The 19,689-nt window shown below is 38.0% G+C and carries 17 protein-coding genes, 1 pseudogene and 1 riboswitch; of the genes and pseudogenes, 11 read left to right on the top strand and 7 right to left on the bottom strand.

Going from position 1 to position 19,689, the window contains the following annotated elements; translation table 11 throughout:
* Nucleotides 1–42: 42 nt before the first annotated feature.
* The 8 genes and pseudogenes from IGI58_RS04845 to IGI58_RS04810 all read left to right on the top strand — a co-directional run bounded on the left by IGI58_RS04845 (nucleotide 43) and on the right by IGI58_RS04810 (nucleotide 8,391).
* Nucleotides 43–711: a hypothetical protein gene (locus IGI58_RS04845; RefSeq protein ID WP_429954288.1), complete on the top strand. Its 669-nt coding sequence runs from the start codon at nucleotides 43–45 to the stop codon at nucleotides 709–711.
* A gap of 19 nt (nucleotides 712–730) precedes the next feature.
* Nucleotides 731–1,492, top strand: coding sequence for a signal peptidase I (gene lepB, locus IGI58_RS04840; protein ID WP_429954289.1), 762 nt, complete (start codon nucleotides 731–733; stop codon nucleotides 1,490–1,492).
* Between the two features lie 144 nt (nucleotides 1,493–1,636).
* A riboswitch (SMK box riboswitch) is annotated at nucleotides 1,637–1,753 on the top strand.
* Nucleotides 1,751–2,938 carry a methionine adenosyltransferase gene (metK, locus tag IGI58_RS04835; protein WP_429954290.1) on the top strand — a complete coding sequence of 396 codons (1,188 nt, stop codon included), beginning with the start codon at nucleotides 1,751–1,753 and terminating at the stop codon, nucleotides 2,936–2,938. Its footprint overlaps the riboswitch before it by 3 nt.
* Before the next feature lie 38 nt (nucleotides 2,939–2,976).
* Complete coding sequence (locus tag IGI58_RS04830; protein WP_429954291.1) at nucleotides 2,977–3,120, top strand: hypothetical protein; 144 nt, start codon at nucleotides 2,977–2,979, stop codon at nucleotides 3,118–3,120.
* 495 nt (nucleotides 3,121–3,615) lie between these two features.
* Nucleotides 3,616–5,070: an MDR family MFS transporter gene (locus IGI58_RS04825; protein ID WP_429954292.1), complete on the top strand. Its 1,455-nt coding sequence runs from the start codon at nucleotides 3,616–3,618 to the stop codon at nucleotides 5,068–5,070.
* A 126-nt stretch (nucleotides 5,071–5,196) separates the two neighbouring features.
* Nucleotides 5,197–5,829 (top strand): LysE family translocator, encoded by a 633-nt coding sequence (locus tag IGI58_RS04820; RefSeq protein ID WP_429954293.1) that lies wholly within the window; start codon nucleotides 5,197–5,199, stop codon nucleotides 5,827–5,829.
* 235 nt (nucleotides 5,830–6,064) lie between these two features.
* Entirely contained in the window at nucleotides 6,065–6,865 is an 801-nt protein-coding gene (locus IGI58_RS04815) for an alpha/beta hydrolase (RefSeq protein WP_429954294.1), read from the top strand.
* Between the two features lie 109 nt (nucleotides 6,866–6,974).
* Nucleotides 6,975–8,391, top strand: a pseudogene (locus IGI58_RS04810) (IS1182 family transposase).
* Between the two features lie 46 nt (nucleotides 8,392–8,437).
* Here the strand turns inward: IGI58_RS04810 and IGI58_RS04805 are convergent.
* Complete coding sequence (locus IGI58_RS04805) at nucleotides 8,438–9,085, bottom strand: TetR family transcriptional regulator (protein WP_225534765.1); 648 nt, start codon at nucleotides 9,083–9,085, stop codon at nucleotides 8,438–8,440.
* Nucleotides 9,086–9,320: 235 nt separating this feature from the next.
* Here IGI58_RS04805 and IGI58_RS04800 point away from each other — a divergent pair, with 235 nt between their 5' ends.
* Together IGI58_RS04800 and IGI58_RS04795 are read left to right on the top strand one after the other, a co-directional pair.
* Complete coding sequence (locus IGI58_RS04800) at nucleotides 9,321–11,021, top strand: ABC transporter ATP-binding protein (protein ID WP_429954295.1); 1,701 nt, start codon at nucleotides 9,321–9,323, stop codon at nucleotides 11,019–11,021.
* Between the two features lie 2 nt (nucleotides 11,022–11,023).
* The gene (locus tag IGI58_RS04795; protein ID WP_429954296.1) at nucleotides 11,024–12,793 is read left to right on the top strand and encodes an ABC transporter ATP-binding protein; all 1,770 of its coding nucleotides are present in this window, start codon (nucleotides 11,024–11,026) and stop codon (nucleotides 12,791–12,793) included.
* 126 nt (nucleotides 12,794–12,919) lie between these two features.
* On the opposite strand, the gene IGI58_RS04790 is transcribed toward IGI58_RS04795, so the two are convergent.
* The 6 genes from IGI58_RS04790 to IGI58_RS04765 all read right to left on the bottom strand — a co-directional run bounded on the left by IGI58_RS04790 (nucleotide 12,920) and on the right by IGI58_RS04765 (nucleotide 17,323).
* A complete protein-coding gene (locus IGI58_RS04790) occupies nucleotides 12,920–13,174 on the bottom strand; it encodes a YiaA/YiaB family inner membrane protein (RefSeq protein ID WP_087642309.1) in 255 nt (84 codons plus the stop codon).
* A gap of 134 nt (nucleotides 13,175–13,308) precedes the next feature.
* Nucleotides 13,309–13,872 (bottom strand): class I SAM-dependent methyltransferase, encoded by a 564-nt coding sequence (locus IGI58_RS04785; RefSeq protein WP_429954297.1) that lies wholly within the window; start codon nucleotides 13,870–13,872, stop codon nucleotides 13,309–13,311.
* Complete coding sequence (locus tag IGI58_RS04780) at nucleotides 13,872–14,840, bottom strand: TIGR01212 family radical SAM protein (protein WP_429954298.1); 969 nt, start codon at nucleotides 14,838–14,840, stop codon at nucleotides 13,872–13,874. The genes IGI58_RS04785 and IGI58_RS04780 overlap by 1 nt, the downstream gene beginning before the upstream one ends.
* Nucleotides 14,841–14,854: 14 nt before the next feature.
* Nucleotides 14,855–15,505 (bottom strand): phosphatase PAP2 family protein, encoded by a 651-nt coding sequence (locus IGI58_RS04775; protein ID WP_429954299.1) that lies wholly within the window; start codon nucleotides 15,503–15,505, stop codon nucleotides 14,855–14,857.
* A gap of 131 nt (nucleotides 15,506–15,636) precedes the next feature.
* On the bottom strand, nucleotides 15,637–16,668 hold the full coding sequence (locus IGI58_RS04770) for a DUF4097 family beta strand repeat-containing protein (protein WP_225534770.1): 1,032 nt from the start codon (nucleotides 16,666–16,668) through the stop codon (nucleotides 15,637–15,639).
* A 1-nt stretch (nucleotide 16,669) separates the two neighbouring features.
* The gene (locus IGI58_RS04765; protein WP_429954300.1) at nucleotides 16,670–17,323 is read right to left on the bottom strand and encodes a DUF1700 domain-containing protein; all 654 of its coding nucleotides are present in this window, start codon (nucleotides 17,321–17,323) and stop codon (nucleotides 16,670–16,672) included.
* Nucleotides 17,324–17,634: 311 nt separating this feature from the next.
* Here IGI58_RS04765 and IGI58_RS04760 point away from each other — a divergent pair, with 311 nt between their 5' ends.
* Complete coding sequence (locus IGI58_RS04760) at nucleotides 17,635–19,689, top strand: LysM peptidoglycan-binding domain-containing protein (protein ID WP_429954301.1); 2,055 nt, start codon at nucleotides 17,635–17,637, stop codon at nucleotides 19,687–19,689.

Genomic DNA, 19,689 nt, shown 5'->3' with positions numbered 1-19,689 from the left:
CAAGTGAACAAAAAATAGAGAAGAGAACAGGAGGAGAGGACGATGACTACATTAGATTGGATTTTTGCAAGTATGTCAGTATTAGCGATCCTCACAGGTTTGTTCTTTGTGCTTTTTCTGTTTTTAACCTTAGGGACTAGAAGAAAATTGAAATCTATTAGTACAAAACGACCGAAAAATAAGAAAAAGAGAAAAAAAATCTATTTTATGCGGAAAAGGTTGCTAGCTAAGAAAAAAAATCAGAGGAATACGATGTTCTTGTTTCTACTATGTTCTGTTTTATTTGCAGGAGCTGGTGCGTATGCTGTTTACTATCAATCAACAAACTTAACAACAGAAGATTCTGATTCGATCGTACAAGGATACTATTTGCTGCAGGATTTTGATAGCGAATTAGAAAAAGCCGGCAAGGGTTCTGAAAGTCAAACAAAAACAGATGGAAATCTACGTTATCTTTCAAATGCAATGGGTAGCTTTGGGTCAAAAAAAGCCAGTACAGTCAACACTGAAGAAGGTCAACTGACTCTAAACCGCTACTACAATTCCATGAAAGAACTTGGAACCAATGCGACAAACAATTACACACGTTTTTACAATAATCCTACTTTGGTTGAGGAGTACCGCAAAGATATCAAAAAAGTACAAGAATACGAAAAAAAGGTTATTGAACTATATAAAGTCAATGAGTCTGCCTTACAAAATAAAAAGTAGTCAATTGAGGTGATTTAGGATGGAATCACAAAAAAATAGAAAATTAAAAAGAGGACGTCCTAAGCCATCAAATAAATTAGAAAAGCGAACTAAACCTGAGCTTCGGGAAAAGGCAACGAACAAAAAGAAACGTAAAAAACCAGTACCTAAAGAAGTTGTTCAAGCCCAAAAAAGAAAAAGACCGGGCAAAAATACGAAAAAACGTAGAAATTTAAAAAAACGTAAGAAGAAGCAAAAGAAAATAACTGTATTTTTTATGGAACTTTTTGGTGCGTTAGCTGTGACTGGAGTAATTTTGTTCGTCCTCTCATTTTTCTTCTTTACATTTGTAAAGGTAGAAGGATATTCGATGATTCCCACTTTGCGTGATGGTGAAACTGTTTATGTTAGCAAGAGAGCGAAAATCAAAACTTTTGATCTTGTCGCGATTCAAAGAGGGCGTACGAAGCAAACGGATATCCGCAGAGTGATTGGGTTACCTGGTCAAACGGTTGTTTATAAAAATGATCAATTAACGATTGATGGAATGGCGAAAGAAGAAACATTCATTCAGAATGAACAACAACAAGCACAAGAAAATGGACGACTCTTTACAGAGGACTTTTCAATTCTTTCATTAACAGGTGAAACAAAAATTCCAGAAGGTAAGTATTTAGTATTAGGTGACAATCGTCCTTATGCAACGGATAGTCGTTATTATCAGTTATTGGATGAAAAAGAGATCATTGGAAAAGTTGAAATGAGAGTATTACCGCTTCATAAATTTCAGCGCGTAAAATAAAATAGCCAAAATTGCCTGAGGTTCGCATGAATTTCAGGTTTTTTATTACACATTACTTGCAAAAGAAGGAATAGCTTTTAGTAAGAATAAAAAAATAAAGTCAGTTAAAAAGCAAGTTTTTTCTTTTGATATCTGTTATACTGGGAATGTTACAAGTTCCCGAAAGGATTTATTTGGCGCTGGTTGAGAGCATATGTGATGCTTCGATCACCTAAATAAAGATGCCTTGTAACCGAATATAACTAGGGGGAATACATTATGACAGAGAGACATTTATTTACATCAGAGTCCGTTTCAGAAGGACATCCGGACAAAGTGGCCGATCAAGTAAGTGACGCGATATTGGATGCGATTTTAGAGCAGGACCCACAGGCACGTGTCGCGTGCGAAACAAGTGTAACAACAGGTTTGGTTTTAGTTTTTGGAGAAATATCGACAACAGCTTATGTTGATATTCAAAAAATCGTTCGACAAACATTAAAAGATATTGGCTATACTCGAGCAAAATACGGTTTTGATGGAGATACAGTAGCAGTTCTTGTTGCCATTGATGAACAATCACCGGATATCGCTCAAGGTGTGGATGATGCGCTCGAAACTCGTGGAGACAAAGATACAAAAGATGACATTGGTGCTGGAGATCAAGGGCTGATGTTTGGCTTTGCAGTCAACGAAACACCAGAGTTGATGCCTTTACCTATTTCATTGAGTCATCAGTTAGTTCGCCGTCTATCAGAGTTACGTAAAGAAGAAACATTACCTTACCTACGACCTGACGCGAAATCACAAGTAACAGTAGAATATGATGAAGAGGGAAAACCTCAGCGTGTGGACACTGTAGTGATCAGCACACAGCATGATGAAGATACAACGCTGGAGCAAATTCAAGATGATGTGAAATCACTCGTGATCGAACATGTGATTCCAGCTGAATTATTAGATGAAGAAACAAAATATTTTATCAATCCGACAGGCCGCTTTGTTATTGGCGGACCTCAAGGAGATGCCGGCTTGACTGGACGGAAAATCATCGTTGATACTTACGGCGGTTATTCGCGTCACGGCGGCGGTGCTTTTTCTGGAAAAGATGCAACAAAAGTCGATCGCTCAGCAAGCTATGCAGCTCGCTACATTGCTAAAAATATTGTTGCTGCTGGTTTAGCAGAAAAAGCAGAAGTTCAACTAGCATACGCAATCGGCGTAGCACAACCGGTGTCAATTTCAATCAATACCTTTGGTACCAGCAGTGTACCAGAAAGTAAATTGATCAAAGCAGTAAGAGAAAACTTTGATCTACGTCCGGCAGGAATCATTGAAATGCTTGATTTACGCCGTCCAATTTACAAACAAACAGCAGCATATGGTCATTTTGGTCGTACAGATATCGAACTACCTTGGGAGCAGACAGACAAAGTCGAAGCAATCAAAGCAAGTTTAGGTGAGTAACAGAGGCGGCGCTACTAATGAAAATTAGTGGCGCTGTTTTGCTGCGAACCACCGCGACTGGCTTTGCCAAAGCGGATGCTGAGCAGTACTTGGCGACCAACGGGAGCGAAGTCACCTTACTAGTGAACCACGAACAAGAATCATGGAACAAACCTAATAAACCTGAACTTTCAAGCGGTTAACCCAACTAAAGCAGCCAGAGTAGAAACCGAGCAGTGCTTGGCGACCAAGGGAGCGAAGTCACCTTACTAGTGAATCACGAACAAGAATCATGGAACAAACCTAATAAACCTAAACTTTCAAGCAGTTAACCCAACTAAAGCAGCCAGAACTAGTGAATCACAAACAAGGCTCATGAACAAAACTAATAAACTCAAGGGTTCAAACAGTAATTTAACTAAAACAGCCAGAGTGATGCTGGGCAGTACTTGGAAACAATGAGAGCGAAGGGATCCTTAGGATGACCGTAGCTTAAACAAAAGCAAAGAACACAAAAACCACATCGAACCTATATTTATTCACAAGTTATTAGTTTAGCTATATAAGCAACATCGCAAGAATAGCTAATCTAACAAACAGTGGAAAAACATTGTTTTATAAAGCTACATAAGCAGTAGTAAAATTAACTGTCACATAATAGGGGAATGAACATTATTTAGATAAAAGGATGGAGATATATGAAAAGAGAAACAAACGTCAAACTTGTAACGATCAGTGTGTTCGTTGCAACCTTTATGACTGCGATCGAAGGCACGATCGTTTCAACAGCGATGCCGACGATCGTAGGATCATTACATGGTATGGAAATCATGAATTGGGTTTTTTCTATTTATTTGTTAACTAATGCTATGTTAACACCGATTTATGGGAAATTAGCAGATAAAATTGGTCGAAAACCGATTTTTATGATAGGAATTATTATTTTTATTATTGGTTCGTCACTTTGTGGTTTGGCTCAAAACATGCTGACATTGATCATTGCTAGAGCAATTCAGGGGATTGGTGCAGGAGCGATCATGCCCGTTGCTTTGACGATTCTTGCAGACATTTATTCTATTGATAAACGAGCGAAAATGTTGGGATTGAATAGTGCTGCCTGGGGAATCGCCAGTATTTTTGGTCCGCTTGCTGGTGGTTTTATCGTTGATACCGTCGGCTGGCATTGGATTTTCTTCATCAATGTTCCGATCGGCCTTATCTTGTTAGGTTTGATCGCTTACTTCTTAGTGGAGCCAAAAAGAGAGCAAAACAAAGTACCAATGGACATACTTGGTAGTGTTCAGCTGATGCTGGTCTTATTGACCTTACTATTGGGCTTTCAATTGATCGGTGATAATGGTTTTGGTTTGAACGTCTTTCTTTGTTTAGGTGCGTCTATTTTATTCTTTATTAGCTTCATTTTTGTTGAAAAAAGAGCCAAAGATCCAGTGATCGATCTAAAATTATTTAAAAATTCTACGTTTGTTATTGTAAATATCGTAGCTGCTTTGATCAGTGGATTTTTGATGGGAGTAGAAGTGTATATTCCGATGTGGATGCAGGGCGTTTTAGGTAAAAGTGCAGGTCTTGGTGGGCTTGTTTTAGCCCCGATGTCGATTTTATGGATGGTTGGTTCGTTTATTGCAAGTTCATTGATGGAAAAACACACGACTAAAAAAGTATTGACGATCGGATTAACGATCACATTACTAGGTGGTATTTTCTTAGTATTGGTTCCTGTATCGATTTCATTTATCTGGTTCTTTGCTATTTCTTCGGTATTAGGGATCGGTTTTGGGATTACGATCACTACAACGACAGTCAATGCTCAAAGTAGCGTGGATCCTTCTGAGGTAGGTGTAGCAACTTCATTCAATACTCTTGTTAGAACAATTGGGCAAACATTGATGGTGTCTATTTTTGGTGTGATCATCAATGCAGTAACGACATCAGAGCTTGCTAAAAGTTCGCTAGATGTTGATCCTGATGTGATGAATAAGTTAGTGAATCCTCATACAGCGAATACGATTTCAGCAGAATTATTGGAACCATTACGTGGCATGTTGTATGCTGGTCTTCATAATGTTTATATTGTAGGAATTGGCTTGATCATAGCCGCGATGGTCTTGAATGCACTTGTGAAGAAAAAGTAGTTTAAGTAAAAGTAAGAATAAGAGTTTAGGAAAAAACTGTTTTTTTAGTTTTGTTCTGGACTCTTATTTTTTACTTTATAAAGTAGCAAATTTTTTGTTATACTGTCCAAAAGGAGTGATACATTTATGGGAATTATTAATTTTGGTGCCTTCATCATCTCAGCTATTTTATTAAATTTGATTCCAGGTTCTGATACGATTTACATTTTGAGTAGATCAACGCTTGGCAGTAAGCGGCAAGGAATCATTTCTGTTTTTGGTATTTCATCGGGGATTTTTGTACATACTATTTTAGCTGCTATAGGATTGTCAGCTATTTTGATGACTTCGGCGATTGCTTTTAATAGTATGAAGTGGCTTGGTGCTGGCTATTTGATCTATTTAGGCATTTCCTCGATCTTAAAAAAAGAATCGTTAGTAGACACAAAAGAAGAGCAAACGACAACCGATTGGCAGGTGTACAAACAAGGGTTGCTAACAAATGTATTGAATCCTAAAGTAGCATTATTTTTTCTCTCTTTATTGCCTCAATATGTGGATGCGAATGCTCAGTCAGGTTCTTTACCATTTTTGATTTTAGGAATCACTTTCGTATGTACAAGCACGATTTGGAGTTTAGCAGTTGCTTACGGTGCTTCTTTTTTTGTAGGACTGCTTAATAAAAATGATCATATGAAAAAAGTGGCAAATAAAATTGCTGGATGTATTTATATTGGCTTAGGCTTGAATTTACTAAGAGTTACGTCCACTAATAATTGATTCTTTATAAAAAACTCTTGAAGAAAGCAAACATTGAACAAAGAAAAGTCATAATTGATTTGTATGATAGATGTATACCAACACAAAACAACTTATAACAAACATTTTTTCATTGTTAACTCCTCCCCTCGGACCTAGTCAAAGAGATTTGGCTAGGTCCTTATTTTTTGTTGCTGCTTCTCATTTAATCAAAAATAGTGCTACAATAGAAGAAAATGAAAATGAGGGATGCTGGATGGCTTTTTTGCAAGCAAATGTTTATTCCAATATATTGGAAATGGAAGTATCATTAAACATCGTTTTACCACAGAAAACAGAGAAAAAAATAGGAACAGCAACAAAAGGCAGTTTATCTGACGTTCCAGTTTTGTATTTACTACATGGAATGGGTGGAAATCATAGCGTTTGGGAACGACGTACATCGATCGAGCGCTACGTAGCTGATCTAGGCTTGGCAGTGATCATGCCGTCCACAGATTTAGGCTGGTACACAGATACGACATATGATATGAACTATTGGACGTTTATTTCTGAGGAATTACCGAAAATTTGTCATGAACTATTTCCTCAGTTAACAAAGAAAAGAGAGAAGACCTTCGCGGCAGGTTTGTCGATGGGCGGGTATGGTGCGTTGAAATTAGGGCTGGCAAAACCCGAAAATTTTGCCGCTGTCGCGTCCTTATCTGGAGCAGTCAATCTTGCGGATCGACCAGAAGATCTATTAGCACTCAAAGGAAAAAAATATTGGGAAGGTATTTTTGGTCCGTTAGAAGAAATGCAAGGATCTATCAATGACCCAATGTTTTTATTGAAACAATTAGTTGCAAATAAGAAAGAAGCACCAAAAATTTTTCTTTGCTGTGGAGAAGATGATCCACTTTTATATGGAAATAAAATGATGGCTAAGGCATTGAGTGAGCATGATCTTGAGCACACATTTGAAACTGGACCTGGAAACCATGACTGGATTTTCTGGGATCAATGGATCCAACGAGTATTGGCTTGGTTGCCAATTGAATCTGAAAAAAAAGCTTAGACTTTTGTCTAAGCTCAGACTGTAGACAAAGTCCTAAAAAAGGGATGACGTCTACAGTTTTTTCTTTTATACTTAACGTATGAAAACGTTTTAAAGGAGAGTGGGAAAAATGATGACAAAACACCCAATGAATGGCAGAGATCAGTACATGATGATTTCCTTGGAAGAACTTGTCCCAACAGATCACTTGATTCGAAAAGTAGATAAAGCAATCGATTTTACCTTCATTTATCCAATTGTTGAATCAACTTATTCGACCTTAGGTCGACCAAGTATTGATCCTGTGGTTTTAGTCAAAATCGTCTTCATTCAATATCTCTTTGGTATCCGTTCCATGCGTCAAACCATAAAAGAAATAGACACGAATGTCGCTTATCGTTGGTTTTTAGGCTACGATTTCAATGAAACCATTCCACATTTCTCTACCTTTGGAAAAAACTATGTTCGCCGCTTTCGAGAGACCACACTCTTTGAAGATATCTTTGCCTACATACTGGAACAAGCTGTCAAAGCTCGGATGGTTACGGAAGATGTTCTCTATATGGATTCTACTCATATCAAAGCCAATGCAAACAAGCACCATTTTACTAGAGAAATGACCCATATTGAAGCTAAGGCCTATCAATCAGAATTAGAGAAAGAAATTAACGAGGAACGCATCAAGGCAGGAAAGCGTCCTTTTATTTTCCTGCCAGAAAGTGAGCTGAAAGAACGAAAAATAAGTAAAGTAGACCCAGAGAGCGGATATTATGTAAAAGGAGAACGAGAGAAACAATTTGCTTATTCTGCTCATACTGGTTGTGATGAACATGGATTCATTTTTGATGTCATTGTGACTCCTGGTAACCGTCATGATAGTCAAATTGCTCCTGATTTAGTTGCCTCTATCTGTACTAAATTTCCAGCGATATACGCTGTGGCTGCTGATGCTGGGTATAAAACTGCCACTTTTATAGAATTTCTCCGTCGGAGAAATCTTCACCCTGTTCTTCCTTATACACGACCTAGAGGTGATCGAACGTTACTAGCCAAAAATCAATTTGTCTATGACGAATACTACGATTGTTACCTGTGCCCTGAAAATCACCCCTTACATTTTTCTACACTTACTCGAGAGGGATACCGTGAATATAAGTCAAAATCTTACATTTGTCAGAACTGTCCGCAATTGAAGCAGTGCACAAGAAGTCAAAATCATCAAAAAGTAGTGACTCGTCATATTTGGCAAGCTGGGTTGGAAAATGCAGAACATCTTCGTCATACGTCCTTTAATCGAGAGACATACCGCAAACGAAAAGAAACTATTGAAAGAGTGTTTGCCGATGCAAAAGAGAAGCACGGGATGCGCTGGACAAAATACCGAACCTTGGAAAAAGTCGCAGTGCATACGAGGCTGATTTTTGCTGCAATGAACTTAAAGAAATTAGCCTTGTGGGGCTAGAAAAAGGCGAATGCCTTTATTTTTTTACTTTGATTTTGATACTAAGATAAAAAATACGCTCAACACTCTATTTTCTGAATGTTGAACGTATTTGTCTACAGTCTGAGCTTAGACTTTTGTCTAAGCTTTTTTTAAATCAACGGATCTAGTCCGTTTAAAAAAACACGCAGCGTTTTCATAAAGAAATCTTTTTGTTTTTCAGTTCGTCGATAATCAATGCTTTCACGGATATTGTTCAATTCTTGCTCTTGAACATACTGCTTCATTAAGATGATCTGACGTTTTAAGTAATCATCACCTGCGATGACTTTATTGTATAATTTTTGTTCTTCAGTTGAATCTAGCAGCATACCAAATAATAGATGCTGCATAGAAGTCACAGTCATATAACTAAGCTCAATAGAAAAACCTGCTTCTTTGAGGATACCCAACATGCTATCTAAATTCTTTAAACGACTGGGATAAGATGGAATCGTCAATATCTCTATTTCTAAAGCACAAGGATATTGTTGATAGAGCTCATAGTAATTTTCCATGTAAGCGTAGATTGCTTCTTTCCAATTTTTTTGAGGTTTAGGAGGAACAAAATGATTTTCGATTTCCTCAGCCATACTTTGTAATAAAGCCTGTTTATTTTCTACATGCCAGTAGATAGCAGGGGCTTGAACACCTAATTTTTTTGCTACTTTGCGCATTGAAAGCTTGTCTATTTCAGGGACTTCCTCCAATAATTCAAAAGCAGCTTCAATGATCTTATCTTTTGATAATTTTGACTCCATTTTTCTCATCCTTCTATTAAAAAATCTAAGCGAACTCCTTGAATTCCACTGCTAAAAATGGTACATTGGTATGCAACCTAATTTTACAGTGTTAAATTAAAGGAATATAGTGATGTGCCCGTGTCTCGCTCATTTACTTATTTCATATCATAACACTAAATGCACACTTAAAGGTAGACTATGTATTGATTAGGTTAGTTTTATAAAGGAAGTTGGGGATTACGTGAGTATTATTATGGAACACGTCAAAAAGTACAAGTTGGAAGTTTCCATAGCTTTGATTACAGTTATTATCATGGTTATGTCGGCGTTGTGGCAGCCCAAACTATTACAGCAAGTGTTAGAAGCAATTATAAAAGATGATAAAGGACAAATTAAGGAACTAGGATTATATCTGATCGGTATTGCAGGGTTAGGGTTGGTTGCAGGTGTTTTCAACACGATTTTTTCAGCTAAAGTTGCTCAAGGTGTGAGTGCGGATATTCGTGAAGCGACCTTTCGTAAAATCCAAACCTTTTCATTTGGAAATATCGAAGAATTTTCAGCTGGAAATTTAGTTGTTCGTTTAACGAATGATGTGACTCAGATTCAAAATGTGATCATGATCGCTTTACAATCATTGTTCAGGATCCCGTTTTTATTTATTGGCAGCTTTATTTTGGCGATGACAACATTACCACAATTGTGGTGGGTCATTATTTTACTAGTTATAGCGGTATTTATTATCACTGCATTGTCATTTTCTCAAATGGGTAAACACTTTATGATCATTCAAACCTTGATCGACAAAGTGAATGGGTTAGCAAAAGAGAACCTTCTAGGCATTCGTGTCGTTAAATCTTTTGTTCAGGAAAAAAATGAATTGGACCGTTTTAGTAAAGTCAGTGATGAACTGACCACACACAATTTGATCGTCGGTACACTATTTTCTGTGATGATCCCGTCATTTATGCTGGCTGCGAATTTAGCAGTTGCTGGATCGATCTTTTTAGTGAGTGATCTTGTGAAAGATGATCCGACCGTTATTGGCGGTATTGCTTCATTTATGAGCTATTTGATGCAGATCATGATGGCGATCATTATCGGCGGGATGATGATGATGATGACGTCACGTGCAGCTGTTTCGATCAAACGGATCAAAGAAGTCATGGACACTGTACCAGCACTTACTTATAAAGAAGTACCAGAACAAGAGTTGGATGGCAGTGTTGTATTTGACCATGTTAGCTTCCGTTATCCTGGAGATGAATCCGATACGTTGAAAGATGTTTCTTTCTCGATCAAACCAGGTGAAATGATTGGAATCGTTGGGGCAACAGGTGCTGGTAAATCGACATTAGCGCAATTGATTCCACGACTATTCGATCCTTCAGAGGGAACCGTTGAAGTTGGCGGTGTGGATTTAAAAGAGGTCAATGAACAAAGTCTTCGTAAGACGGTTTCCTTTGTCTTGCAAAAAGCGATCCTGTTTTCTGGAACGATTTCACAAAACTTACGTCAAGGGAAAAAAGATGCTGATGAGGCAGACATGACCCGTGCAGCTGAAATTGCTCAGGCAAAAGAATTTATTGAAAAGTTGGCATTACAATACGAAGCGCCTGTCGCTGAGCGAAGCAATAATTTTTCCGGCGGGCAAAAGCAACGCTTGTCGATATCTCGAGGTGTCATCGGAGAGCCAAAGATTTTGATTTTGGATGATAGTACCAGTGCACTAGATGCTCGCTCTGAACGTTTGGTCAGAGAAGCATTGGATAATGATTTAAAAGATACGACAACAATTGTAATCGCGCAAAAGATTTCTTCCGTTGTTCATGCTGACCGTATTTTAGTATTAGACAAAGGACAGCTAGTCGGCGAAGGAACGCATGAAGAATTAGCTAAAACAAATGCGATTTATCAAGAAATCTATGAAACACAAAAAGGGGAGGAGGATTAAGAATGACTGATTTAGTAAGAGCAAGTAAATTCTTTTTTCACTATTTAAAACGTTATAAGATCTCCTTCTTCTTTATTTTTGTGACGATCATCATAGCAACTTACTTGCAAGTTAAAGCTCCGCAGTTTGTGGGTGAAGCGATTCAAGAGCTGGCAAATTATGTAGGAGCCTTGATGCAGGGAACGGATGATAAAAGCAAGTTTATCGAAATTATTTGGAAGCTATTGATTTTCTATGTATTGACTAGTGCTACAAATTTTATTTACAGTATTCTGTTTACGCAGGTCGTTGGAAAGTCAACGAACCGCATGCGAATTGGTTTATTCAATAAATTAGAAAAATTGACGATCCGCTTTTTTGATTCCCATCAAGATGGCGAAATCTTAAGTCGTTTTACCAGTGATTTAGATAATATTCAAAATAGCTTGAATCAAGCGTTATTGCAGGTTTTGACGAATGCGGCATTATTTGTCGGGATTTTGATCATGATGTTCCGCCAAAACGTTCAACTTGCTTGGGCGACGATCGCTTCTACACCTGTTGCGATTTTGATTGCGGTAGTTGTTATCAGCAAAGCGCGTAAATATGTCGATATTCAACAAGATGAAGTTGGTAAGTTAAATGGGTATATGGATGAAAAAATCAGCGGTCAACGTGTGATCATCACTAACGGTTTGCAAGAAGAAACCATCGATGGTTTTCTTGAGCACAATGAGACAGTTCGTAAAGCAACCTTTAAAGGGCAAGTTTACTCAGGATTATTATTTCCGATGATGCAGGGAATGTCCCTTGTTAATACAGCCATCGTGATTTTCTTTGGCGGTTGGTTAGCATTGAATGGAGATTTGGAAAAGACAGTTGCTTTAGGTTTAGTAGTTACCTTCGTTCAATACTCTCAGCAATATTATCAACCATTGATGCAAATATCTTCAGGATATAGCATGATCCAGTTAGCGATCACTGGTGCAAGACGCTTAAATGAAATGTTTGACGAGCCGGATGAAATCAATCCTAAAAACGGCAAGGAAATTTCAGGCGTTAGTGATTCTGTTGCTTTGAATCAGGTTGATTTCGGGTACGATCCTGAGATTCCTATTTTAAAAAATGTTTCCATCAATGTAAGCAAAGGTGAAATGGTTGCTTTAGTAGGTCCGACAGGTTCAGGAAAGACAACGATCATGAACTTGTTGAATCGTTTTTATGATGTTGATAGTGGGTCGGTTACTTTTGACGGCACAGATATTCGTGAAATCGATCTAGATAGTTTACGTTCACATGTTGGAATCGTTCTACAAGATTCAGTGTTATTCTCTGGTACGATCCGAGCTAATATCGCGTTCGGAAAACCGGAGGCAACGGATGAAGAGATCGTTGCTGCAGCGAAGCAAGCGAATATCCATGAGTTCATCATGGCTTTGGAAAAAGGCTATGATACTGAAATAACAGAAGAAAATAATGTCTTTAGTACCGGTCAAAAACAATTGATCAGTATCGCTCGTACGATCATCACAGATCCGGCATTATTGATCCTGGATGAAGCAACGAGTAATGTAGATACTGTGACAGAAGCGAAAATCCAAAAAGCGATGGATGAAGCAATCAAAGGGAGAACTAGCTTTGTTATTGCGCACCGATTGAAAACAATTTTAAATGCTGACCGTATTGTAGTGTTGAAAAATGGTGAGGTCATTGAAGAAGGAAATCATCGTGAACTATTAGAACAAGATGGTTTTTATGCAGAGCTTTACCATAATCAATTTGTTTTTGAATAAGATTTTGATCGTGAAATAAATAGATAAAAAGCCTGCCTGATTTTAGCATAATGACTAAAATCAGGCAGGCTTTATTTTTTGAATCATGTGAAGATATCTAGTTAAAGATTTTAGTTGACTATAGTCTTAATCTTCAATATCATCTTGAACTCTAAACATTTTGTTATAGCGTTCTTCATCTTCTTGATTGTCTCTGATTACTTTAGAAAGTGTGAAGGATGAAGAAATCAATCCAACTGACCCCATCAAGTAATAACCTTTTACCATCAATGGTTCTTTTAATGTGTACAACCCAACAAGAATAAGGACCGCAAAGAATAAAAATGATCCCCATGCCAACATCACGAAAGCCGGTGTATTACGGTAAGCTTTCCTTTTCATATTATTATTCAAATAATCACTCCATTTTTTTTGATAGACATTAATTGTACCAAAGAATAGGAGGGAAGGAAAGGCAATCTAGATAAAATGTTAAAAGCAATATCAGATCAGAAAATCATATTGAGATAGATGGTCTACTTTTTCTCAATACAAAATAAAATTGGTGGATTGTTACGTTGATTGATGAATTGATAGGTCAATACACTGTAATGTTCTTGTGGCAAATTTTGGCAATACTCCTGAACTAACTCTAACTCAGCCTCTCCACCATCATGTCCATAATAAACAACTAAGACGATCCTTCCCTTTGGTATCAACCTTGGAAGCAGTGCATCTAGTGCTTGCTTTGTTGTATTTGGTGTTGTAATGATCGTTTTATCACTTTTGGGAAGATAGCCAAGATTGAAAATGGCTGCTGTGATCAATGTTTCTTTAGCAAGTACGGTTTCAATCGTTTCATGACCTTGATGAAACAGTTGGACTTGCTTTGTCAAATTTGCATCAGCTAATTTTTTAGCGGTGGCAGTTAGTGCTTGTTCTTGAACATCGAAAGCATAGACATCTCCTTTTGTTCCGACAAGCTCTGCCAAGAAGGCTGTGTCATTACCATTGCCCATTGTAGCATCGAGCACAGAATCTCCTTCCGTAATGACTTCTTTCAACAACGTATGACTAAAATGCAGTGCTGTTTGCAGCATTAATGATACACCTCTTTTTCTATACGAACGTTGTGACTCCCCTGAAAAGTACCGCGTTGTTTCATTTCATCATCGATAGCATTCAAAACTTCCCATTTTTTCAAGCTCCACATCGGGCCAACTAGAGAGTCAGAAGGCGCATCTCCCGTTAACCGATGGATCACGATTTCTGGTGGGATCATTTCCAATTGGTCGCAGATCACAGAAACATAGTCCTCTCTGCTCATCAATTGAAGCCTGCCTTCATGGTAGTCTCTTAGCATCCGTGTATTTGTCATTAAGTGAAGCAAGTGAAGTTTAATGCCTTGAATGTCTGAGTCAAGAATCGTTCGTCGCACATTTTCTTTCATCATTTCCATCGATTCTCCAGGCAAACCATTGATCAAATGTGTGCAAACACGGATGTTATGTTTCCGTAATTTTGCTACGCCATCTAGATAGGTCTGATAGTCATGAGCACGATTGATCATAGTACTAGTTCCTTCGTAAGTGGTCTGCAGACCCAGCTCTACCCAAACATAATAACGCTGATTTAACTCTGCTAGATAATCTACAACATCATCAGGAAGACAATCAGGACGAGTACCGATCGAAATTCCAACAACACCTTTTTCATTGACCACTTGTTCAAAGCGATGGCGGATCACTTCGACAGGTGCGTGAGTATTCGTGAAATTTTGGAAATAAACAATATATTGTGCCACTTGAGGCCATTTTTTATGCATCATTTGAATTTCTTTTTGAAATTGAATCGGTAAAGGATCTTGTGGAGCCACGATCATGTCACCAGAACCAGAAACGCTGCAAAATGTACAACCGCCTTTAGCAACAGTGCCATCACGATTAGGACAGTCGAAGCCGCCGTCTAAAGGAACCTTAAAGATTTTTCCGCCAAACTGCTGACGCAAGGCATAATTCCAAGTGTGGTAACGTTTATTTGGATCTTCTGTATATAAAAAATCAGACATAACTTTTCTTCTTTCTATTGCTGTTTATTTTTAAAACGCCAAACGAATCGCTTTTCTAGATAAATTGGGTACGTCATCAATAACCAAGCTAAACCAAAACAGAATCCGCCTAACACATCACTCGGGAAATGAACGCCAACATAAATCCGGCTGATCCCAATCAATAAGATACCGATTCCTAACAGAATTTGCAAGATCAAACAAAGCTTCTTGTTCTTGATAAATTGAGGAAGTAGAAAAATAAGTGTTCCGTAAAGAAGTATGCTTCCAGTCGAATGACCGCTGGGGAAGCTATAGCTGTGTTCTGATACTAAATGATCTAAGGTTGGACGCGGGCGCATGAAGACAAGCTTGATCAGCGGATTTAGAATTCCAGCCACTCCTCCTGTGTTGATCAAAAGCCAAAGCGCTTCTGCATAATATTTCCCTCTAGCTAAAATAAATCCGATTGCCAAAGCTAAAATACCAACAGTCAACGGATCAGCAAATTTTGTATACCAAATAAAGAATTGATTCATTGAGGGATATGGAGCGCGTACAATAGCTGTGATCGTTTGGTCGAATCCATTTAGCCATGTCGGATAAAATCGAACAACATAGCCTAAAAACATAAAGACAACTAAAAAGCAGCTGCCGGCAAACTGATAATATAATTTGTTTTTCATAAAAAATCCTTTCTCATATACGTAATGCTCATTATAACATCAAACAATTAAGAACACAGCTTAGAACAAGAAAAATGAAGGCTGCTTTAGAACTTTTTAAGCTCTAAAGCAGCCTTCAGCGAATTATTTGATTATTCATCGTCCTCAGAATCAACAGGTCCTTCAATTGAAATATCACCAGAATTCGATTGAAGATCAAACACTCTTGACCCTTTTCCACGTTTAAATGATGAACGCTCCTTACCAAAGATCGTGCTGTCACCTAACTGTGTTTTTGAATGGATCGCAATATCATAAAGGATTTCGTCTGTGTACAGATTGATATCACCTCGCTGGGTCGTAACATTCAACAGTTTAGGAATGTCTGATCCGTATAGATCAAAGCTGCCATTTGTATTTTTTATAGTGGCTTCGCCTTTCAAATTACTGGCATTGATATCACCATTCATTGTTTCAATAGTCGAAGTTCCTTTCACTGATTCTAGAGATATATCGCCGGATGTAGTGATTGCAGACCAATTCAACGCAGCGAAATCATTGAGGTTGATATCTCCGTTAGTTGTCTTAAATGTAGCTTTATCTGCATGAACGTCTGTGTAGACATTTAAGTAACCATTTGTTGTCTCAAGAGCTAGTTTCTCAGTATTGAGACTGTTTGCATCAACATCAGCATTATCAGTTTTAACAGTGATATTCTTTGCGTTGATTCCTGAAAGGTTGATTCTACCAGAAGCTTTGCCATCAACGATAATTCGTTCAGCATTGTCTGGAATCGTTAAAGAAACAGATGACCCTCTGTCAAAACTAAAAAAATCAAATTTCATGCTGCCCAGCTTCTTTTCATCCCTGTTTCCATTAGCTGAAATGAGAAGCTGTCCATTTTTCTCGTCAACCTTTAGCGCACTTTTTATTGAAATAGGAGCATAGCTGCGTGTATTCATCACAACTTTATTTGTGCTTTCAGTACTGATATAATATTCTGCATTTCCCGCAAGCGACAAATGGATCTCTTTTAGATTTTCATTCTTCTTAACAGTATAACTTTCTTTTTTTGTATCCGTCATGGATTGCTCAGCGCGTCTAAAGTAAACTGCACTGCCGATCCCACCTATAATCATCGTTACTACACCAATCGTTAGAAAAAAAGCAGTAGTCTTTTTCATATCATATATCTCCCCTTAAGACACGTATATTCCATAGCATATACCGTTTTAATACTTTGCCGAAAAATCTTGTTAATGGCGCTAAGATCAGCAGACCGATAATACCTGCACCGCAAAGAAAGACACTAACAAACATTTCGAACAGTGATGCATCATTCAAACCGATAAAAATCGAAATCCCGCCTAGAATTGGAGAAAACAAGAAAAGAATTGCTGCAAACCAACCAGAAAAGAGAAGCATAGCAAAGCTGAATATAAACCAAAACATTAAAAGAAAATTTAATAAAATAACACCAGATATCTGACAAAAACGGACGAATCCATTATGTTTTGGGCGCTCATATGACTGATAGGCTTGATCATATGGATGCTCCGCTGTTTCCTCATAATACTCATAACTTGTTGCAGGTGGAATTTCTTGCCAACCGTCACGCTCCAATCGTTTTTCAGGAACAGTGATATCAAATTCCTCTAAAATCTCTTCAGCGATCGTTCTAGGCTTTCCTAGATCTTTGGCGATTTCTTCTTCCATTTCTCCATTAGCCAGTCGCTCATCAAATATATTATCGTATTTTTCTAAGATAAAGGCTTGCTGTTGTGCCGTCAATGGTTTCAAATAGATCTTTAATTCAATTAAAAAATGCTCTTTATTCATCCTTTTTCCCCTCACTTTATTAACCAATCGGATTACTTCCTCTTCACTATAATTTCTTTTGCAGTCAATAACAAGACTTTGCGAAAAAAATCAGCCTAAGGTAAAGAGGGATATCAGACCTGAGACCTAGATTTTGCAGAGAAAAAAATTAGGGTATAAAATGAGTAAAAGATCTCAAAAAAAGAAAGGAAAAAAGAACATTTAAATGATCGGACGGAGAAGTATATATTAAAAAAATATTCTATTTTCAGCTGAAAAAGGGTATACTATAATTCAAGGTATACTTTTTTAGAAAATTCGGAGGACTTACTATGGAGAAGTACAAACTATCGAGAAAAGAGCGGAGGAAAGCCGAACAAAACAAGCTTGCTGCCGAACAGTTGAAAAAAGGTACGACTGTCTTAAGCTCAGCAATCGTTGTTTCATCGATTGCCGCGCCGATTGCCGCACCTAAAATTGCAGAAGCAACGGAAGAACAAACACCAAATGCTCAGATCAGTTACTCAGAGACACCTACACATACAGGAGACGTTCAATCACAAACGACGACTGACTCTAACGATTCGATGACAGAAGACACTCAGGAAACATCTTCAAGTGAAGAAACGACTGAAACAACAGATTCATCAGAATTAAATACATCAGAAACAACTCAAGGTACTGAGGAAAAAACAACTGAAACAACAGAAGATCTGACTGAAACAACTGATTCTTCTACAGATGAGGCTGATGATCTACCAGAAGTATCTTTACGTTCTTTTGCAGCAACGACAAGAAGTATTAGTCCAAGTGCGTTTATTGCAGAAATTTCCGGACATGCTCGTTCTGTAGCTTCAGCAAATGATTTGTATGCTTCAGTGATGATGGCTCAAGCGATTCTTGAAAGTGATTGGGGCAGAAGCACATTATCTGCTGCACCAAATCATAACCTGTTTGGAATCAAAGGCAGCTATCAAGGACAGTCAGTTACGATGCAAACTTGGGAAGTCTATAACGGACAATGGGTTCAGGTGAATGCTGCATTTAGAAAATATCCTTCCTATTCAGAATCATTCAGCGATAATGCCTATGTGCTGAAAAATACGTCATTTCAATCTGGCGTTTATTATTATTCGGGTGCCTGGAAAAGTAATACCAATTCATACAGAGATGCCACTGCATGGCTGACAGGACGTTATGCAACAGATCCAAGCTATAATACAAAATTGAATAATATTATTACGACATACAATTTGACACAGTATGATACACCAGCAACTGGTGGCAATACGGGCGGAAACAATAATAACGGAAATACTGGCGGCAACACAGGTGGAAGTTCAGGTAATGCCGGCAACACAGGAAATACAAGCAGTCAAAATGTGACTCATACAGTAAAATCTGGAGACAGTCTTTGGGCTTTAGCCGCTCAATATGGCACATCTGTCGCAAATATCAAAAGCTGGAATGGATTATCTAGTGATATGATCTATGTTGGTCAAAAGTTGATCGTCAAAAAAGGTTCTGGAAGTACAAGTGGCGGAAATACTGGCGGTAATAGCGGTTCGACAGGCAATGCTGGTAATTCCGGCAACACGAGCACATCAAATACGTACTATACAGTAAAATCTGGTGATTCACTGTGGGCGATCGCAAATGCGAATGGTACAAGTGTTGCAAATATCCGTCAATGGAATAATTTAAGTGGCGATATGATTTATCCAGGTCAAAAGTTAATTGTCAAAAAAGGTTCTGGAAATACGAACAGTGGGAATAATGGTTCGACAGGAAACACTGGCAACTCAAACAATTCTGGCAACACAGGTACTTCAAATTCCACGTACACAGTAAAATCCGGTGACTCATTATGGGCAATCGCAAATTCAAATGGCGTGAGTATCGCAAACTTACGTCAGTGGAATAATTTAAGTGGCGATATTATTTACCCAGGTCAAAAATTGATCGTGAAAAAAGGTTCTGGGTCTGCCAGCAGCAACAATAACTCATCAAGTAATTCAGGTAACTCAAGTACTAACTCTGGTTCAACAACTGGTTCTTACACAGTAAAATCTGGTGATTCATTATGGGCGATAGCGAGTGCAAACGGTACGAGTGTTGCCAATCTGCGCCAGTGGAATAATTTGAGCGGAGATATGATCTATCCAGGCCAAAAATTAATTGTCAAAAAAGGTGGTAGTTCAACAAGCTCATCTTCTTCATCAAGTAATCAAGGGAATACCCAAAGTGCAGGCGCGCATAAAGTGAAAAGCGGCGATACTTTATGGGGACTTGCTCAAAAATACAATACAAGTGTTCAAAAAATCAAACAGCTGAATGGTTTATCCAGTGACGTGATTTATATTGGTCAGCAATTAAAAGTTAAATAA

Source organism: Enterococcus sp. AZ020 (genome assembly GCF_050499205.1).
Classification (GTDB): Bacteria; Bacillota; Bacilli; order Lactobacillales; family Enterococcaceae; genus Enterococcus_L; species Enterococcus_L dunnyi.
Note: the sequence above shows the minus strand (reverse complement) of the source record. Positions and strands in the feature narration are given on the sequence as shown.